17 protein-coding genes and 1 tRNA gene are annotated in these 19693 nt (G+C 26.8%); 8 read left to right on the top strand and 10 right to left on the bottom strand.

Annotated features, from left to right (window positions below):
* The first annotated feature begins 78 nt into the window (after nucleotides 1–78).
* Both ACTTAV_RS02695 and ACTTAV_RS02690 read left to right on the top strand, forming a co-directional pair.
* Entirely contained in the window at nucleotides 79–1980 is a 1902-nt protein-coding gene (locus ACTTAV_RS02695; RefSeq protein ID WP_440670029.1) for a propionyl-CoA synthetase, read from the top strand.
* Nucleotides 1973–2305, top strand: coding sequence for a DMT family transporter (locus ACTTAV_RS02690; protein ID WP_440670028.1), 333 nt, complete (start codon nucleotides 1973–1975; stop codon nucleotides 2303–2305). Before ACTTAV_RS02695 ends, ACTTAV_RS02690 begins: the two co-directional genes overlap by 8 nt.
* Here the strand turns inward: ACTTAV_RS02690 and ACTTAV_RS02685 are convergent.
* Entirely contained in the window at nucleotides 2298–3605 is a 1308-nt protein-coding gene (locus ACTTAV_RS02685; protein WP_440670027.1) for a dihydroorotase, read from the bottom strand. The two genes, ACTTAV_RS02690 and ACTTAV_RS02685, sit on opposite strands and share 8 nt — an antisense overlap.
* A gap of 43 nt (nucleotides 3606–3648) precedes the next feature.
* Between ACTTAV_RS02685 and ygfZ the strand changes: the two genes are divergently transcribed.
* Entirely contained in the window at nucleotides 3649–4536 is an 888-nt protein-coding gene (gene ygfZ / locus ACTTAV_RS02680; RefSeq protein WP_440670025.1) for a CAF17-like 4Fe-4S cluster assembly/insertion protein YgfZ, read from the top strand.
* A gap of 5 nt (nucleotides 4537–4541) precedes the next feature.
* Here the strand turns inward: ygfZ and ACTTAV_RS02675 are convergent.
* Nucleotides 4542–4627, bottom strand: a tRNA-Leu gene (locus ACTTAV_RS02675).
* Between the two features lie 56 nt (nucleotides 4628–4683).
* Between ACTTAV_RS02675 and nadA the strand changes: the two genes are divergently transcribed.
* Both nadA and nadC read left to right on the top strand, forming a co-directional pair.
* A complete protein-coding gene (gene nadA / locus ACTTAV_RS02670; RefSeq protein ID WP_440670023.1) occupies nucleotides 4684–5673 on the top strand; it encodes a quinolinate synthase NadA in 990 nt (329 codons plus the stop codon).
* A gap of 6 nt (nucleotides 5674–5679) precedes the next feature.
* Nucleotides 5680–6516: a carboxylating nicotinate-nucleotide diphosphorylase gene (gene nadC, locus ACTTAV_RS02665; protein ID WP_440670021.1), complete on the top strand. Its 837-nt coding sequence runs from the start codon at nucleotides 5680–5682 to the stop codon at nucleotides 6514–6516.
* Here the strand turns inward: nadC and ACTTAV_RS02660 are convergent.
* The gene (locus ACTTAV_RS02660; protein ID WP_440670020.1) at nucleotides 6509–6880 is read right to left on the bottom strand and encodes a phosphoribosyl-ATP diphosphatase; all 372 of its coding nucleotides are present in this window, start codon (nucleotides 6878–6880) and stop codon (nucleotides 6509–6511) included. The genes nadC and ACTTAV_RS02660 overlap by 8 nt on opposite strands.
* 66 nt (nucleotides 6881–6946) lie before the next feature.
* Between ACTTAV_RS02660 and fumC the strand changes: the two genes are divergently transcribed.
* Nucleotides 6947–8335: a class II fumarate hydratase gene (fumC, locus tag ACTTAV_RS02655; RefSeq protein ID WP_440670019.1), complete on the top strand. Its 1389-nt coding sequence runs from the start codon at nucleotides 6947–6949 to the stop codon at nucleotides 8333–8335.
* Here fumC and ACTTAV_RS02650 read toward each other — a convergent pair.
* Nucleotides 8323–9777 carry a hypothetical protein gene (locus ACTTAV_RS02650; protein WP_440670018.1) on the bottom strand — a complete coding sequence of 485 codons (1455 nt, stop codon included), beginning with the start codon at nucleotides 9775–9777 and terminating at the stop codon, nucleotides 8323–8325. The genes fumC and ACTTAV_RS02650 overlap by 13 nt on opposite strands.
* 32 nt (nucleotides 9778–9809) lie before the next feature.
* Here ACTTAV_RS02650 and ACTTAV_RS02645 point away from each other — a divergent pair, with 32 nt between their 5' ends.
* Nucleotides 9810–11843 (top strand): ATP-dependent helicase, encoded by a 2034-nt coding sequence (locus ACTTAV_RS02645; protein WP_440670016.1) that lies wholly within the window; start codon nucleotides 9810–9812, stop codon nucleotides 11841–11843.
* Nucleotides 11840–13537, top strand: coding sequence for a M24 family metallopeptidase (locus tag ACTTAV_RS02640; RefSeq protein ID WP_440670014.1), 1698 nt, complete (start codon nucleotides 11840–11842; stop codon nucleotides 13535–13537). The genes ACTTAV_RS02645 and ACTTAV_RS02640 overlap by 4 nt, the downstream gene beginning before the upstream one ends.
* Here ACTTAV_RS02640 and ligA read toward each other — a convergent pair.
* The 6 genes from ligA to ACTTAV_RS02610 all read right to left on the bottom strand — a co-directional run bounded on the left by ligA (nucleotide 13520) and on the right by ACTTAV_RS02610 (nucleotide 19693).
* A complete protein-coding gene (ligA, locus tag ACTTAV_RS02635; RefSeq protein WP_440670012.1) occupies nucleotides 13520–15550 on the bottom strand; it encodes an NAD-dependent DNA ligase LigA in 2031 nt (676 codons plus the stop codon). The two genes, ACTTAV_RS02640 and ligA, sit on opposite strands and share 18 nt — an antisense overlap.
* A 1-nt stretch (nucleotide 15551) precedes the next feature.
* Nucleotides 15552–16400 (bottom strand): outer membrane protein assembly factor BamD, encoded by an 849-nt coding sequence (locus ACTTAV_RS02630; protein ID WP_440670011.1) that lies wholly within the window; start codon nucleotides 16398–16400, stop codon nucleotides 15552–15554.
* Nucleotides 16401–16451: 51 nt separating this feature from the next.
* Complete coding sequence (gene lpxC / locus ACTTAV_RS02625) at nucleotides 16452–17372, bottom strand: UDP-3-O-acyl-N-acetylglucosamine deacetylase (protein ID WP_440670010.1); 921 nt, start codon at nucleotides 17370–17372, stop codon at nucleotides 16452–16454.
* A 63-nt stretch (nucleotides 17373–17435) separates the two neighbouring features.
* Nucleotides 17436–18140, bottom strand: a complete 705-nt coding sequence (locus ACTTAV_RS02620; RefSeq protein WP_440670009.1) for a hypothetical protein — start codon at nucleotides 18138–18140, stop codon at nucleotides 17436–17438.
* Entirely contained in the window at nucleotides 18133–18798 is a 666-nt protein-coding gene (locus tag ACTTAV_RS02615; protein WP_440670007.1) for a cell division protein FtsQ/DivIB, read from the bottom strand. The genes ACTTAV_RS02620 and ACTTAV_RS02615 overlap by 8 nt, the downstream gene beginning before the upstream one ends.
* The gene (locus ACTTAV_RS02610; protein ID WP_440670005.1) at nucleotides 18779–19693 is read right to left on the bottom strand and encodes a D-alanine--D-alanine ligase; all 915 of its coding nucleotides are present in this window, start codon (nucleotides 19691–19693) and stop codon (nucleotides 18779–18781) included. Before ACTTAV_RS02610 ends, ACTTAV_RS02615 begins: the two co-directional genes overlap by 20 nt.

Here is a 19693-nt window from a genome sequence, read left to right as displayed (position 1 = left end):
ATTTTACTGACTTTTTAAAATTAAATACAATTTTTAATTTAAAAACCTGATAAATAATGAATATCGAATCAAATTTTTATGTCTGAAAAATTCAACAAAATTTATCAAGAGTCTATAAATAATCCTGAAAAATTCTGGCAAGAAGCTTCGAACGATATCTTTTGGTTTAAAAAACCGACTAAAATTTTAAACAAGTCTAACCCTCCTTTCTACAAATGGTACGAAGATGGAGTGACAAATACTTGCTACAATGCATTAGATATCCATATTGATCAGGGAAAAGGAAATAAAACTGCTTTAATTTACGATAGTCCTATTACGGGAAACAAAAATAAATTTACCTATGAAGAATTAAGATCAAAAGTATCAAAATTTGCAGGCGCACTTAAAAACCAAGGTGTCAATAAAGGTGATCGAGTTATAATTTACATGCCAATGATACCAGAAGCTGTAATTGCTATGCTTGCATGCGCAAGAGTTGGAGCAATACACTCAGTTGTATTTGGTGGATTTGCTTCTAACGAACTTGCAAGTAGAATTGATGACAGCAAAGCTAAACTTTTAGTAACAGCTTCATGTGGTTTTGAACCTGGAAGAACTGTTGAATACAAACCACTTGTAGATGAAGCAATAAAACAAGCCAATCATAAGATTAACAAAATGATCTTATTCCAAAGAAAAGGTCATGAAGTTAAATTAAATGCACCAATGGAGATAAGTTGGGATGAAGCTCATGCCGATGCTAAAGATGTTGATTGTGTTGAAATGAATTCAAATGAATTTGCTTACATACTTTACACATCAGGTACTACAGGAACACCAAAAGGTATTGTAAGAGATATTGGGGGTCATATCGTTGCTTTAAAATGGACGATGAAAAATATTTATAATATTGATGAAGATGATATTTGGTGGTCAGCGAGTGATATTGGCTGGATTGTTGGACACTCTTACATAGTTTACGCTCCATTATTTAAAGGATGTACCACTGTACTATTTGAAGGTAAGCCTGTGGGTACACCTGATGCAGGAGCTTTCTGGAAAATCATTTCAGATTATAAAGTTAAATCTTTGTTCACTGCACCAACAGCCTTTAGAGCAATTAAAAAGGAAGATCCTGAGGGCAAGTTTTTCTCAAAATATGATTTGAGTAAATTTGAAAGTTTATTTCTTGCAGGGGAACGAGCTGATCCAGACACAATCAAGTGGGCAGAGAATTTATTAAAAGTTCCAGTAATTGACCACTGGTGGCAAACAGAAACAAGTTGGGCAATTAGTTCAAATTGTACTGGTATTGAAATGATGAAAACAAAATATGGTTCAGCTTGTAAAGCAGTGCCTGGTTATGATGTAAAAATTATTAAATCTGATCAAAAATTAGCAAAACCAAATGAAATGGGAGATATAGTTGTTAAACTACCTTTGCCTCCTGGAACTTTTCCGACTCTATGGAATGCAGATCAAAGATATAAAGAAAATTATATGTCAAATTATGAAGGCTATTATCAAACCTATGATGCGGGTCATATTGATGAAGATGGTTACATTTGGATTATGTCTAGAACTGATGACATTATAAATGTTGCAGGTCATAGATTGTCTACCGGCGCAATTGAAGAAGTGTTATCTGAACACCAATCTGTTGCAGAATGTGCAGTGCTAGGAATTGCTGATAAATTAAAAGGTCAATTACCTATCGGATTAATTGTTTTAAAAGCTGGCGTAGATAAAGATAACGAAACAATTTCAAAAGAATGTATTAAAATGGTTAGAGACAAAATAGGTCCCGTAGCTGCTTTTAAGGTTGCAATAGTAATAAAACGACTTCCGAAAACAAGATCAGGAAAAATTCTTAGAGGAACTATTAGAAAAATTGCTGATAATGTTGAATATAAAATGCCTCCAACTATTGACGATCCTGCTATTCTTGATGAAATCAAACAAGACCTAATTGATAACAAAATACTAAATAATGGTTAAAACATATTCCTTTTTACTTATTGCTATATTTTGTGAGGTTGCTGGAACAATGTTGTTGCCAGTTTCACAAAATTTTACCAAGATTATTCCAACAGTTTGTCTTACAATATTTTATCTCGTGTCTTTCTATTTAATGACATTTGTCATGGATAAACTTCCTATTGCAATTGTGTATGCCACTTGGAGCGGATTAGGTGTTTTTACAATAGCAATTCTTGGGTATTTCTTTTTTAAACAAACTTTAGCTTGGCAGGCCATTGCAGGATTATTCCTTATTGTTATTGGCGTGGTACTTGTTAATAGTTTTGCTGGAAAAATTAATTAAAAACTAGTGGCGCTCCTTCAGGATCACCAAGAATTTTACCATCTTTCATCTTTGTTTTTCCTGCAATGATTGTCGCTACTGGAGTGCCTTTAAATTCGTTTCCATTAAACGGAGACCAACCACATTTGCTTTCTATATTTTCATTATTAATTAAAATTTTTTTATTCATATCCACTATTGTGAAATCTGCATCATAACCTTCTTTAATAAATCCTTTATTTTGAATACCAAAAATTTTAACTGGATTTTCACAAACAAGATTTATTAATTGGTTAAGAGATAACCTTCCTTCATTCACATGGTTCAACATCACTGGCATTAAAGTTTGAACACCAGGCATACCTGATGGTGAGTTTGGGTATTCTTTATCTTTATTTACTTTTAGATGGGGTGCATGGTCTGAACCAATTGTATCATTTATATTATTTTTTACTGCGTACCATAATCGATCATAATGAGATTTATCTCTTAATGGTGGATTCATCTGAGCATATGTTCCTAGTTTGTCATAACAATCTGGTGCATAGATTGTTAGATGTTGTGGGGTAATTTCAAAAGTAATATTTCCTTTATGTTGAGACAAAAAATCTATTTCTTGCTTTGTTGTTATGTGAAGCACATGAGCTTTTTTCTTATATCGTTCAGCAATTTTAACAATTCTTCTTGTAGATGATATTGCACACTCCTCGCTTCTCCATACTGGATGTGAATGGACATCTCCTTTTTTGATTAACTTTTTATTTTTATTTAATATTTCTTCATCTTCAGAATGAACCGCAACTACTTTAGAACTATTTTGAAATACTTTTTCAATATCTTTTTCTTCAGCAACTAAAAGATTACCAGTTGAAGAACCAGCAAAAAGTTTAATTCCACAACAACCTTCTAAATTTTTAAGCTCTGCTAATTCATTGACATTGTCAGCCGTAGCACCAAAATAGAATGCGTAATTGCAATACATTCTATTTTTCGCAAGATCTAATTTTCTTTGAAATTCTTTTTTATTTGAAGTTGGAGGATTAGTGTTTGGCATTTCAAAAACAGCAGTAATACCTCCCGCTACTGCAGCTCTACTTCCAGAATGAAGGTCTTCTGTATCAGTCGATCCAGGTTCTCTAAAATGTGTTTGTGTATCTATACATCCCGGTAAAACAATTAGTTCTTTTGCATCATAAACCTCTCTTGCTTCTTCAGAGATTTCTCCAATTTTAAATATCTTACCTTCTTTTACAGCAATGTCCTTATTTTCTAACCTACCATTGATGTAACATTGTCCATTTTTGATTATTAGATCTAACATTTATGAAAAAAGTTATTATATTAAATTTACGTATCAATCAAATATGAATAACAGCGTCTATATATTAGAAGATAGAGCCATACTTTATATTTATGGTGAGGATTCAAAAGATTTTTTACAAAATTTAATTAGCAACGACATAAATAAAGTCTCAGATAATTCAAGTTGTTTTGCCTCATTGCTAACTCCCCAGGGAAAATTTTTATATGAATTTATAATTGTAAAACATAAGTCAGGTTATTTTATTGATTGCGAAAAGTCTCAATCTGAAGATATATTTAAACAACTTAATTTGTATAAGATAAGGTCAAAAGTAGAAATTTTAAATTTGAGTAATGAATTTGTTGTTGCTAGTTTTGGATTTGATAAATATTTATCTATTGAAGGTGCAAAAGACATTTTAGGTTTCACTTTTAAATATAGAGAAGATCCCATAATATTAGACCCAAGAAATAAAAAATTAGGTGCTAGATTAATAATTAATTTAGAAAAACTATATTTATCTTTAAAAAAACTTGGATTAAAAAACGATAAAATTGAAAATTATTATCATCATAGTCATAAACTTGGAATTGTTCCGAAAAATCTTAACAAACTAAAGAATAAATTATTTGGTATTGAATGCAATTTCGAAGAGCTAAATGGAATTGACTTTAAAAAGGGATGTTATGTTGGACAAGAAAATACTGCAAGAATTAAACTAAAAAATAAGCTTTCTAAAAGATTATTACCAATTGAAATTATTGATGGAAACCTAACTGAAGATGAAACAATATTTTTTAATGATGTTGAAATAGGCAAGGTTTTAATTAATAAAGAATATCCTTTTGCAATAATTAAGTATTCAAATGAGAATTTTAATAAAGATTTCATATTTAAAACTAAAAATGGATCTATTAAAATTTTTGTACCTGAATGGCTAAAAATTTAATATTTTGGTGCGGCCAGAGAGACTCGAACTCTCATGGACTAGGTCCACACGGCCCTCAACCGTGCCTGTCTACCAATTTCAGCATGGCCGCAAATATGACCCACATTAAATCAATGACAAGTAGGTTTCAAATTGATAAATTTTAATATGGAATTTAATCAAGAAGTAAAAAAAGCTACCGACTCTATTTATCAAAAAATATCAAAGGTTGTGCCTGAGATTGAGTGGTCAGTACACGCTCCATACATTCACAAAATTAATAAACTTAAAAAAGAAAAAAATGCGGTAATTCTTGCTCACAACTACCAAACGCCAGAAATCTATCATGGTATCGCCGATTTTTCAGCTGACTCTTTAGCACTTGCAGTTGAAGCTTCAAAAACATCAGCTGATATTATTGTAATGGCAGGAGTTCATTTTATGGCTGAAACTGCAAAATTGATGAGCCCAAATAAAAAAGTTTTATTGCCAGATATGGATGCAGGATGCTCTTTATCATCATCAATTACAGGTAAAGATGTAAGATTGTTAAAAGAAAAATATCCTGGGGTTCCTGTTGTTTCATATGTTAACACGTCTGCTGATGTAAAAGCAGAGACAGATGTATGTTGTACCTCGGCTAACGCTGTAAAAATTGTAAAATCTTTAGGTGTAAAAAAAGTAATCTTCTTACCTGATGATTATCTGGCGAAATATGTTGCGTCACAAACAGATGTTGAAATTATTTCATGGAAAGGAATTTGCATAGTTCATGATCAATTTAATGAAAATGAAATAAATGATATAAGAAAAAATAATCCTGGAATAAAAATTATTGCTCACCCTGAATGTCCACCAGAAGTTATAAAAGCTAGTGACTTTGCTGGTTCAACTTCAGGTATGATAAAATATGTCAAAGATAATCAGCCAAAAAAAGTTATGATGGTTACTGAATGTTCTATGAGTGATAATATTCAAATTGAAAATCCAAATGTTGAATTTATCAAGCCGTGTAATATGTGCCCACATATGAAAAAAATTACTTTACCGAAAATTCTTGATTGTTTAGAAAATGAAACAGGAGAAATCATTATGGATCAAGAGACAATAAATAAAGCAAGATTGTCAGTGGAAAAAATGGTAGCTATTGGTAGATAGTTTTTTGTGTCTCAAATTAAATTAAGTAAAAATTTTATCAAAGATCGAGTTAAACTTGCTCTCACAGAAGACCTTTACCCTTCTGGAGATATAACCTCAAATTTATTAAAAGAAAATAAAATTATCACAGCAAAATTAGTTTGTAATCAAAAAGCTGTTATTGCAGGTTTATTGTTTGCAAAACAAGCCTTTGTTCAAGTTGATGATAAAGTCAAATTTTTAATTAAAAAAAAAGACGGATCTTTAGTAAAAAAGAATTCTTTGGTAGCAACAATAAAAGGTAGGGCAAACTCGCTTTTAATTGCTGAGAGAGTCGCCTTAAATTTCTTATCTCATATTTCGGGTATAGCTACTAAAACAAATAACTTTGTAAAACTTGCGGGGAAAAAATGTAAAATTTGTTGCACTAGAAAAACTATTCCAAATTATAGGGTCATTCAAAAATATGCAGTTAAATTAGGTGGTGGCACTAATCACAGATTTAATTTGAGTGATGAATTTTTAATCAAAGATAATCATATTGCTAGCTCCAATATTAGAAATCTTGTTTTATCAGCAATTAAAAATAATAAAGGTAAAAAAATTACTGTTGAAGTTGATAATATCAAACAGCTTAAAGAAATTATAGGACTGAAATTTAATCGAGTTTTATTTGATAATATGAGTATTAAAAATTTAAAAACAGGTGTTAAGCTTGCAAAAAAATATTATGAAACTGAGGCATCAGGAAATATTAATCTTAAAAAAATAAGATCAGTTGCTGCAACTGGAGTAAATAGAATTTCTGTTGGAAGCATTACTCATAGCGCTCCTGCTATAGATTTTAAATTAGAAATCATTTAACAAACTTCGAAAGGTCGGGCCTAAAGTAATTAGGACCTTTCATTACTTTTCCATGTTCATTATAAATTGGCTTGCCATTTTCATCTAATTTACTCATGTTTGAATTTTGAACCTCTTCAAAACATTTATCAAGATTAATACCAAACGCATGCCCTGCTCCATAAGTAACATAAAGAATATCTGTTAATGCATCAGCAACCTCTAATAAATCTTTATTGTTCATTGCCTCTGTTAGCTCGCTGAGTTCCTCTTTAATTAAATCGAGCCTTAGTTTGTTAATTTTATCTGTGCTAAATGAGGGTTTTATTTTAACTTCTTGGCCAAAAGTTTTCATAAAAGTTCCTACTTTATCAAAATTTGTCATTTTGCTCCTGTAAGTTTAAATAAAAGTAATATATATCTACTGTATATACTTTAAGAAATATAATTCATGAAATTAAGAAAAGAGTTCGATAGCATTGGAAAAATCAGTGTTCCAGACGATAAATATTGGGGTGCATCAACTCAAAGATCAAAAAAATATTTCGACATCGGTGAATTTTTAGTTAGACCGATTCTTATAAAATCTATTGCAATAATTAAAAAAGCAGCAGCTATTGTTCACAGAAAAGAAAAACAGATTTTACCAAATATCTCTAATGCAATTGTGAAAGCATCGAATGAAGTAATTAGTGGTAAATTAGATGAGCATTTTCCATTAAAAGTTTGGCAGACAGGCTCTGGCACTCAAACAAATATGAATGTAAATGAAGTTATTGCTAATAGAGCTATTGAAATTCTTGGAGGGAAAAAAGGCACAAAAAAACCTGTTCATCCAAATGATCATGTAAATAAATCTCAATCTACAAATGATGTATTTCCCACTGCAATGCATATCGCAATAGCTCTTGAAACTAAAAACAAACTATTACCATCATTAGAATTGTTAAATAAAGAATTAAAAAAAAAAGTTTCTCAATTTAAAAATATAATAAAAGTTGGCAGAACTCATCTTCAAGATGCTACCCCCTTATCTTTAGGCCAAGAATTTTCAGGATATCAATCTCAATTGGAAGATTGCATTGGTAGAATTAAAAATGCTTTAAAAGAAATTTATTTTTTAGCCCAAGGAGGAACTGCTGTTGGAACAGGAATTAATAGTAGAAAAGGCTTTGACAAAAAGATAATTAATGAAATTAAAAAAATTACTAAATTACCATTTAAACCAACAAAAAATAAATTTGCTGCATTAGCTGCACATGATGAAATAGTAAATTTTTCTGGCACTTTAAATACTACAGCTGTTTGTTTGATGAAAGTTGCTAATGATATAAGATTTTTAGGATCTGGACCAAGAGCTGGGTATGGTGAAATCATTCTACCTGCAAATGAACCTGGTTCATCAATTATGCCTGGTAAAGTTAACCCAACTCAATCTGAAGCAGTAACCATGGTTTGTGTAAAAGTTATAGGTAATCACAATGGTATTACAATGGCAGGTTCACATGGACATTTTGAACTAAATGTTTTCAAACCACTAATCGCTCACAACATACTTCAATCTATTGATTTGTTAGCTGATAGTACAAAAAATTTTTCACTATATTGTGTTAAAGGAATTAAAGCTGATAAAATTAAAATAAAAAAATTTTTAGATAACTCTTTAATGTTAGTTACTGCTTTGGCACCTCATATTGGTTATGATAATGCGGCAAAAATCGCAAAAACAGCTTTGAAGAATGGAACAACGTTAAAACAAGAAGCTATAAAAACAAAATTAATTAACGAAAAAGATTTTGACAAAATCGTTGATCCTAAAAAAATGATCTATCCAAAATAAGCTTGGATAATTTTATTTATAAAAGTTTTGAAGGTTATCTTATTAAAAAATTTTTCATCATTTGAATTAAATTCAGTTATAAATTTTTCTAAATTTTCATTGGTTTTATTATCAAACCTTAAATTATCAAAATAAACTTTGTTTTCATTAAAATCAAAATTAAAATCAAATTCTATCTTTTTTAAATCTTTTCTTAATTCTTTATTTATTTGAAAAGATTTATAAAAATCATCTTTGTCATTTATATTAACTGTCATTTTGCCATTAAGGCTAATTTTATCATCTTCAAAATTAAGTAAAGTATCTTCAAAACTTAAATCTAGATTATCTTTCCATTTAATTTTTGAATTTGAAAAAATCATTTTTCCTTGTTCAACTTTTAATTTTAAAGACAAGTTAGAAAACCTGTCAAAATCGTATATTTTTTTTACTTTAAAATTTATATTAGCGTTCAAATTTTGATTGTTAAAAATCTGGGATTTAAAGATTTCCATTAAAATAGGGTTAAAGAAATCTTTTAGATTTAATGCTTGATAGATCAAATCTGACTCTAAATAAAATGGTTTAAATTCTAACAATCCAGAATAAATTTTATTTGTATCTTTTAAATTAAAATTTAAAGAATTTTCTTTTATTTCGTAATTAAATAAATTGTTTCTATTTTTAAAAGTAATCTTTAGAGTGCCTTCCTTTTCTTGATTGCTATAATTAGTTTTATTTTCAATTTTAAGAACTAATTTATTTGAGTCTAATTTAATCTCTAATTCTTTATTTAACTTATCGTTTTTTATTAAAAATTTATATGGAACATTAAAAACTTTATTTTTTGAACTTAAGACATTTTTTAAGTTTTGTATGTCAAAATAAAATGAACTATCTTTAATTTGATTTATAAATAAAACTTCATCATTTTCATTTCGGAAAAAAATATTACTTTTCTTTATGACAATTTTATTCTTACTAGGTTCTATTTTCATAAGATTAACAAAAAAATCTAAGTCATTTTTTTTAATATTAAAATCAGTTTTATCAAATATTAAATCTAAAGTTTGAATTTGATTTATCTTAAAAAAATTTTTAAAGCTTATAAATATTTTAAAATTTTTAACTATTCCTATTTCTTTTTCATTGTTTAATATTTGAAATAAATTATAATTTAGCTTATTATTAAATTTAATATTAATTTGATATTTTTGAAATATTTGATTCTCTATTTCTGCTTGAATTAAATTTTTATTATAGGCAGATGGGATTAAGAAATATATAAGCGTCAAAAAAACAATTGCAACTAATCCTAAAAAAACTCTATTATTCTTATCAAATTTAAATTTTTTAAGATTTAATATAAATTGTCTTAATTTATTAAAATAACTTTCTATTAGAGTATTTATAGATAGAATTTGTTTTCCAATTTGTTTAAACGATAAATTTTGTTTTCTCATAAATTTGGACAAGTTATAATTTAAAATTAAAAATGTTAAACTCTGAATATTTAAAAAATCTTAACAAAGCTCAAAAAGAGGCCGTAATGCATCTTGATGGGCCTCTATTAATAGTGGCTGGGGCTGGATCAGGTAAAACCAAAGTTCTCACAACAAGAATAGCCAATATTATTAGAGAAAAAAAAGCTTTTCCTAACCAAATTTTAGCAGTCACATTTACAAATAAAGCGGCAAAAGAAATGCAGATAAGAGTAAGCAAAATTCTAGGCTCAAGTGCCACTGGATTGTCATGGCTAGGAACTTTTCATTCTATTTGTGCTAAACTCTTACGAAAACATGCTCCAGCAGTAAATCTAAATTCAAATTTTACAATTATTGATACTGATGATCAAATAAGACTTGTTAAAAATATTTGTAAATCAGAAAATATTGATATCAAACAGTTAGCTCCACGTTATATTTTAGCAATAATTGATCGATGGAAAAATAAAGGGTTTTATCCTGATGAAGTTGTTTTGGGAAAAAAAGATATTTATGAGAAAACAATTTTGCCAATTTATAAAATTTATCAGCAAAAACTTACTGATTTAAATTCATGTGATTTTGGGGATTTAATTTTACATTCTGTTAAAATTTTAGAGAAAAATTTAGATATTAGGGAGATTTATTCAAAAAACTTTAAATATATTCTTGTTGATGAATATCAAGATACAAATTTTATTCAAAGCAAATGGTTAAAATTACTCTCAGAAAAAAATAAGAATATATGTTGTGTGGGTGATGATGATCAATCAATCTATAGTTGGAGAGGTGCTGAAATAAAAAATTTTTTAGAATTTGATCAAGTGTATGAAAATACAAAAGTAATTAGGTTAGAGGAAAATTATAGATCAACGGAAAATATTTTGTCTGTAGCATCTAATTTAATTTCAAATAATCAAAATAGAGTTGGTAAAACATTAAAAACTACAATGGAAGAAGGTGAGCTAGTAAAATTAAATTGCTACAAAAATGGAAAAGATGAAGCCATAGGAATTTCAGATGAAATTGAGAATATTAAAAAAGATTATTCATATAACAACATCACTATTCTTGTTAGAGCTATATTCCAAACTAGAGAATTTGAGGAAAGATTTTTAAAAATTGGAATGCCATATAGAATTTTAGGTGGAATTAAATTTTATGAAAGAGCTGAAATAAAAGACTGTGTTGGCTATTTAAGATTAGTTTATCAAGAAAGAGATGATTTGGCTTTTGAAAGAATTGTTAATAATCCAAAACGTTCTATTGGAGATAGTACTATCAAAAATATACACGAGTATTCAAAAATACAAAAAATTTGTTTAGAGACCTCATCAAGAAAAATGATTCAAGAAAACTTAATTAAGCCAAAAGCAAAAATTGGATTGTCTTCTTTTTTAGACTTACTCTCAAAATGGAGAAATGATATGAGGATCAAAAATATGAGCCACGTAAAATTACTACAGACAATTCTTGATGAGTCAGGATATTCTGCAATGCTCAAAAACAAAAAAGACTTAGAAAACGAAAACAGACTAGAAAATATTAAGGAGTTATTAAGTGCAATGAAAGAGTTTGATAATTTAGAGAGCTTTTTAGAACATGTGTCTTTAGCAACATCAGTTGATCAAGAGTGGGAAGGTGAAAAAATCAATATGATGACTATGCATGCAGCCAAAGGTCTTGAATTTGATGTAGTTTTTTTGCCAGGTTGGGAGGAAGGACTTTTTCCACATCAAAAGTCAATTGAGGAAAAGGGTCAAAATGGCTTAGAGGAGGAAAGAAGATTGGCCTATGTGGGTTTAACGCGAGCAAAGAAAAAAGTGATTATATCTTTTTCAATGAATAGATTTTATCAAGGTGATTGGATTGATAGTATGGCTTCAAGATTTATTGATGAACTTCCTGAAAAATATTTAGAAAAAAATTCTTTTTTTGATGAAAATAAAGATAATCTAGATGAATTTGAATTTAATCAGGATTTTGATAATGAAAACAACATAAATAGTCCTGGGTGGATTAGATATCAAAAAAGAATTAAATGATTAAAAAAAGAATAAAAATTTTAGTTAAAAAATTCAAAAAATATAAAATTGATGGTTATGTCATACCAAAAAATGACCAGTTTTTTTCAGAATATTCTGAAGAAGACAGATTGAAAATAATTTCAAATTTCTCAGGGTCAGCTGGCTATTCAATTATTTTAAAAAATAAAAATTATTTATTTGTTGATGGAAGATACACAATTCAAGCACAAAAAGAATCTGCAAATAATTTCAAGATTGTTAACTATAACAATATTTTTAATTGTAAATTGTTTAAAAACCTCACACTGGGCATAGATCCAAAAATATTTACTTCAGAACAAATAAGAAAATTTTTTTATAAACATAATAAAATCAAAATTATTAAGAAAAATTTAGTGGATGAAATTTATAAAAAAAGCTCTAAATCAAATAAATCTTTTTATTCATTGGAGAATAAAATTGTTGGAGAAAATTATAAAAAAAAAATTTTTAAAGTCATTAATTACATCAAAAAAAATAAGTCAGATTTTTTATTTATTACTGCACCTGAAAATGTTGCATGGCTACTTAATATTAGAGGCTGGGACAACCCAAATAGTCCCATACCTAACTGTCATTTATTGATTGATAAAAAAAATAATCTTTATTTGATTTCAAAAAAAAATAAGGCTTCAAAATTGATCCATGAAAAAAAATTGAAATCATCGCAAATTATTGACCCAAAAAATTTTAAAGATTTAATTTTTACACTTAAAGGTGAAAAAGTTATAATCGATAAAAAAACCTGTTCAATATTCTACGAAGATATTTTAAAAAATAAATTTAAAATTTTGAAAAAAGAAGATCCAATTTACTTATACAAATCAATTAAAAATAAAAAAGAAATTAAGAATATGATTAATGCTCATATTATTGACGGTGTTGCACTTACAAAATTTATTTATTGGATAAAAAAAATTAATAAAAAAAAAATTAGTGAATTTGATGCACAAAATAAGTTAGAATTTTTTAGAAAAAAAAATAAAGATTACTTATTTCCTAGCTTTAATACTATTGCTGGAACGGGCGGTAATGCTGCGATAGTCCACTACAGAGCAACAAAAAAAAATACCAAAAAAATAAACAAAAAAGATATCTTTTTATGTGACTCAGGTGGTCAATATAAATATGGCACTACTGATGTTACTCGTACAATTTGTTTTTCAACACCTAAAGAAAATATCAAAAATATTTTTACAAGAGTTCTAAAAGGTCACATTGCAGTAGTAAATTCAAATTTGAACAATCATACGACTGGTAAAATAATTGATATAAAGGCCAGAAAATATCTAAAAGAAATTAATTTAGATTACGAACACGGAACAGGTCACGGTGTAGGTTTTTTTTTAAATGTGCATGAAGGTCCACAAGCAATTTCTAAATTTAACAAAATTAAAATTCGTGAGGGAATGATTTTAAGTAATGAACCTGGTTATTATAAAAAAAACTTATTTGGCATTCGTATTGAAAACTTAATTTATGTTAAAAAGAAAAAAAATAAACTTTACTTTGAGAACTTAACATTAGCTCCGATTGATAAAGATTTAATTGATTACAATTTACTTACAAATAAAGAAAAAAATTATCTTTTTAGATATAACTTAGATAATTACACTAAACTCAGTAAATATCTAAATTTTAATGAAAAAAAATGGTTAGCTAGTTTTATTTAATAAATTAAACCATTCAGCCTGTTTCAAAATTTTTATTTTTAATTCCTTTGCAGTTTCTACTTTTCGTTTTGTTGGCTTTTCTCCAATTATTAAATAATCAAGTTTTTTTGATACATTGCTCACAATTGTTCCAGAATTCTTTTCAATTAAAGATTTAGCCTCAGCTCTACTGATACCTTGTAATTTACCAGTGAACATAAAAGTTTTATTACTTAAAATACCATCCTTTTTATTTTCTATTGCATTATTTATTTTAAGAATTTTTTGAAGGCTATTAACAACTTTGAGATTAGTTTGGTTAAGAAAAAATTTTTTTAAAGAATTTATTTGAGTTTCTCCAATACCATCAATGTTTAAAAGCTCATTTATTTTTTTATCTTTAGAAAGATTAATAAAATTTTCAGCCTTTTTTAAAGTTTTTGAAATTAATTTTGCATTTTCAAAACCTATATGTCTAATGCCAAGAGAATATATAAATCTTTCAAAAGAAATATTTTTTTTTTCTTCAATTGAATATCTTAAATTTGCTACTGACTGTTTTCCCCAACCATCCATTTCTTCAATTTTCTTAAAATCTAAATTAAAAATATCTTGAGGCAATCTTATCATTTTCAAATCCCAAAAATTTTCAACAATTTTTTTTCCAAAACCATCAATATTAAACGCTTCTTTTGATACAAAATGTTTAATTTTTTCTATTGCCATCTTTTCACAATCATAACCTTCACTTGAACATCGTCTGACTGCATCTTTTTTTTTTGTTGTTAAATTATATTCTTTAATTGTTTCTGATCCACATGAGGGACATTTAGTCGGAAAAACATATTTTTGAGAATCTTTTTTTCTTTTTTTTAAATCAACTTCAATTATATGTGGTATTACATCTCCAGCTCTTTCTACAACAACCACATCACTTACTCTTATATCCTTTCTTATTATTTCATCCTCATTATGAAGAGTAGCGTTAGATACAACTACGCCTCCAATATTAATTGGTTTAATTTTAGCAACAGGAGTCAAAGCTCCAGTTCTACCGATCTGAATATCAATATTTAAAATTGTTGAAACTCCATTATTAGCTGAAAATTTATGTGCTATTGCCCATCGAGGGGAATTAGCAACATTCCCTAAACGTTTTTGTAAATCAAAAGAATTTATCTTGTAAACAATGCCATCAATATCAAAATTAATCTCATTCCTATTTTTTTCAATTTCAGAATAATTTATCATTAAATTTTTTATACCTTTTATTGTTTTATTAAATGGATTTATTTTAAATCCCCACTCACTCAATTTACGTAAATATTCATCTTGTTTCTTAATTTTCATTTCATTCACATATCCATAAGTATACGCAATGAACTTGAGTGGTATCTTTTTTGTATCATCAGGATTTTTTTGCCTCAATGATCCTGATGCAGCATTTCTTGGATTTGCAAATTTATCTTTTAATTTTTCAAAGTCTTTATTTTGAATAAAAATTTCCCCTCGAATATCAATTTCAGTTGGAAAATCCTTTGCTAAAATATTTTTAGGAATATCATTTATTGTTCTAAGATTCTGAGTGATATCTTCACCTTCTTTACCATCTCCTCTCGAAAGGCCCATTGCAAACTCTCCTCTTTTATAGGTTAATGAGGCAGAAATACCGTCTATTTTAGGTTCAGCACTATATTCTATTTCGTAAGAACTTTTCTCATTTAAAAAATTAATTATCTTTTTTTCATAATTAATTAAATCTTTTTCATCAAAAGCATTTGATAGTGAAAGCATTGGAACTTTATGTTGAACCTTTTTAAAATTTTTTGAGGGTTTAAAACCTACTTTTTTTGAGGGTGATTCCTCGCTATGTAAAAAATCGTGTTTTGCCTCTAATAATAAAATTTCTTTTTTAATCTGATCATATTCTTTATCATCTACCAAGGGTTTGCTAAGGTCATAATAGTGTTTATTAAGATTAACTAATTTTTGTATTTTTTTTAAGTAATTTTTTTTAATCTTAGTCTTGTCCATCTCACTCAATTAGAGATTTAAATTTTTTAAGAAGACCGCCGCTCTTTTTTTTATAAGTTTTAAATCTCTCTTTTTTTTTTATTTTATAATTCTTGTCAAATAAACTATAAGAGTTTTTATACCATGTTGAAGATTTATAATTATATCCCAATAATTGAGCATACTTCTCTGCTTCATCAATTAAACCTAAGGTATAATGTACCTCTACCAATCTATGAAGAGCTTCTTCTGCATAAATTGTTGTTTCATAATTATCAATAATTTCTCTAAATCTATTAATTGCAGGGATCCATTTTTTTTTGTCAAAATAATACCTACCTATATACATTTCTTTAGCTGCCAAAATGTCGGCAATTAAATCTAATTTAAAATCAGCATCTATCGCATATTCGGTATTTGGATAATTATTTAATATTATTTCAAAATTTTTTTTTGCCTGAATAATTGCTCCTAAATCTTTTTTTTCATCCACAATTTGTTCGTAGTAACAAATAGCCAACAAATAATAAGCATACTGTAAATTTTTATGTTTTGGGTAAACAATTATGAATCTTTCCAACTCTGCAATTGCATCACCATAATAGTCTTGAGTATAGTAAGCATAAGATGCCATTAATGCTGACTTAGGTGCCCAGTCACCTTGCGGAAATAATATTTCTGCTTCATTAAATTTTTTTGCAGCAAATAACACGTCTCCACTTTCCAATGCCTCTACACCTTCCCGATAAGCTTCGATCACTTGTAAATCTAGACTTTTTCCTTTTATTAAGTTTTCTTCAACTACTTCTTTAGAACAAGAAGTTAAAAAAATAATGAATACAAATAATATAATAAACTTTAATCTATACATAGATGTTTTATATAGATTAAAATAACAATTTTAAAGATCTATATGATCCTTCTATGCTATAGATCTCAATAAACTTTTGTTTATTAATGTATGTGGAAGGTTTCTTTCTTGAATTTCTATAATTGAAAAATTCTCTTTATTTTCAAATACTTTTCTTAAAAGTTGATTAGTTAAAAAATGACCACCTTGAGAACAATTTATGCTTCCAATAATTCTATAGCCACTTGTGTATAGATCACCAATACAGTCAAGAATTTTATGATTAACAAATTCTTTTGAATTTCTTAATTTCTCAGAATTTAATATCTCATTGTCTTTAACAACAATTGCATTATCCAAGCTCCCACCTTGAGCCAATCCATTTTTTTTTATTTTTTCAATATCTTCAAATAAACAAAAAGTTCTTGACTCAAATATGTTCTTTAAATCATCTTCATAAACATTAATTTTATTCTTTTGATTTCCAATTAAAGAATTTTCATATTTAAGCTCAAAATTTATATCTAGACTTACTTTCGATGGTTCGATTGAAATTGATTTCTTACCATGATTATATGTAACTTTATTTTTAATCTTTATTATTTTAATTGGAACTTCACTTTTTTTTAATCCAGATAAAGTTAATTTTTCAATAAATTCTTTTGCAGAACCATCCAAGATTGGCACTTCCTCATTATCAATTTCTATTAAAGCATTATCAATTCCTAATCCAAATAATGCACCCATCAAATGTTCTATAGTAGAAATTTTAACACCATGTTCATTAGATATTGTTGTGTTTAATGATGTATTGCTTACATTTATAAAACTTGGATAAACTAAGTTATTATCTTTTAAATCGACTCTTTTAAAAACAATTCCTGTATTAGGAGCAGATGGATTAATGGAAATATTTGTTAATTTACCACTATGAAGACCTATACCACTGAATTTGGCAGTTTTATTAATTGTTTTTTGATTTAATAAAGTCACGAATGACTTTTAATACCCTTAGAAAAAAAACTAAAAACAACTAATATTACTGTAAAATACGAGTTAATTAAAAAAATCAAAAAATTTTTCAAAAAAACCCTTATTTTTTGAGGTTTTGCGAACTAATAAGACCTCATTTTCATTCAATCCAGACTTAATTCTGCTAGCAGTTGTAAAAATATTTGGATTTTTTTGCTCTATAAACCTTTCAATATAGTTTGCACAAAATATTTGTTTTACCAAAATATGATATTTTTTTAGAGCTTGCTCTATTTCTCTAACAAAATTTTTTGGTAAACAAATAAATCTAACATCTAATGAAAAAAAATTACATTTTAAATTTTTAGGTAATGAAAAATAATTTTTATCATCAATTAAGTAATTTTCTATGAGTATGTGAATTATTTTTTTGTCATTAAAATTTGATTGACAAGTGTTTTTAAGATCATTTAGAGGATATGATAAAACATTTGGATCAATATAATTTCCATTATTACTTTTTTTGATAGATAATTTTATCGGAAAAAATTCATCACTATCTAAAATAATGTAAATATTTTTGACAAAATTTTTTAGAATTTTTTCAATTTTAAATATGTTCTTTTCTAAAAATTCATTAAATATTTCAAAATTTAAATTATTTTGATTATCAGTTATAATTTGTTGTTCAAAATATATTGTTTCGTATGAAGTATCGTCAATAGCAGAAATAGCAAATTTTTCTTTAGTTATTAAAATATAAGTTTCAAAATTAATTTCACTATTCATTTATGATAACCTGGTTTTTCTGACGAACATCTATTAATTTAATATTACTAAATTTTTCATCAATTAATAAATCTAAAGAGAAATCTAATGATTCTTTAATTCTTTCATTGGGTAATCTAATCAAAATTTCTGAAAAGGTTTCTATGTCCCATCTTCCAGAGGGAAAAAAATATAGATTTTTTATATCTTGAAAGTTTAAATTCGATTTATCAATAATATTTTTTAAATTTAAAAAACTGTTAATATCTAAATTGCCAAAAATATAAGGTAAGTTTTTTGTATTATCTTTAGTTTCAATTAATTTTCCATTTGATCCAACAAAAAAATTTTTGCCATCAATATTTGTAATAGCTAAAAATTTTGTTTCTATAATTTCTACTTCTAATGATGAAGGATATCTTTTAAAAATATTATATTCCTCAATAAGATTATTTGAATTAAATATTTGAATTATTTGAAATTTATCTATAGAAAATAAATTATTTACTTTAAAAAATTCTAATTCTTTATTTAAATTATTATCTATATTTAAACCAATAATCTTAATCGAATTAATTTTTGGAAAACTAAAATTATTTAGATTTTTATTATTTAATGTTCCAAGTATAATAAATAAAAAAAAATATATTAAAATTTTTCTATTTATTTGTTGAGGCATCTTTTAGAATTAATTCGATTAGTTTAATAAAATTTATACCATGGTGTGATGCTATCTCTGGAACTAAAGAGAGTTTTGTCATTCCAGGCTGAGTATTTATTTCTAATAGATAAAATTTTTTTTTAAAATATTTAAAATCAGATCGTGTTACACCTCTACACCCAATTAAATTATGTGCTTTTAGAGAAATATTCATCAGCTCATTATATTCTTTTTGAGATAAATTTACTGGAATGATGTGTTTTGTTTTTGCTTTAGGATTATATTTTGCTTGATAGTCATAAAATTTCCTTTTTGGTATCAATTCAATTGCACCCAATTTTTTTTTCCCAATAATTGCAGCTTGAATTTCTCGACCTGGAATAAACTCTTCAATGATTAATCTTTTATAAGATTCTAAACTTTTTAATTTTGCAAATATATTTTTTTTGTTACAAATAAAAACATTAACACTTGAACCTTCATTTAAAGGTTTGACGACAACTGGAAATTTAAGTTTTTTTTCAACTAATTTGATCAAATCTTTTTTTGTTTTATCAAATTTGTAAAGTAAAAATTTAGGTGTAAGTATTTTATTCTTAATAAAAATTTTTTTTGATAAAATTTTATCCATTGCTATAGCAGATGGAATTACTCCTGAATGTGTATAAGGAATGTTTTCACTCTCTAAAATAGTTTGAATATATCCATCCTCACCGAATTGACCATGTAAAGCATTAAAAATTATATGTGGTTTAAATGAACTAATAATTTTTGTTAACTTAAAACTTGGTTCTGAAATTTTAACAGAGTAATTATTTTTTTTAAGTTCTTTAGAAACTTGTTTACCTGTATCAAGACTTATTGCTCTCTCTTTGGAGATGCCACCAGAAATTATTAAAATTTTTTTTTTCAA

This window comes from Candidatus Pelagibacter sp. HIMB1483 (assembly GCF_052048135.1).
In the GTDB taxonomy this organism is placed as follows: Bacteria; Pseudomonadota; Alphaproteobacteria; order Pelagibacterales; family Pelagibacteraceae; genus Pelagibacter.
Note: the sequence above shows the minus strand (reverse complement) of the source record. Positions and strands in the feature narration are given on the sequence as shown.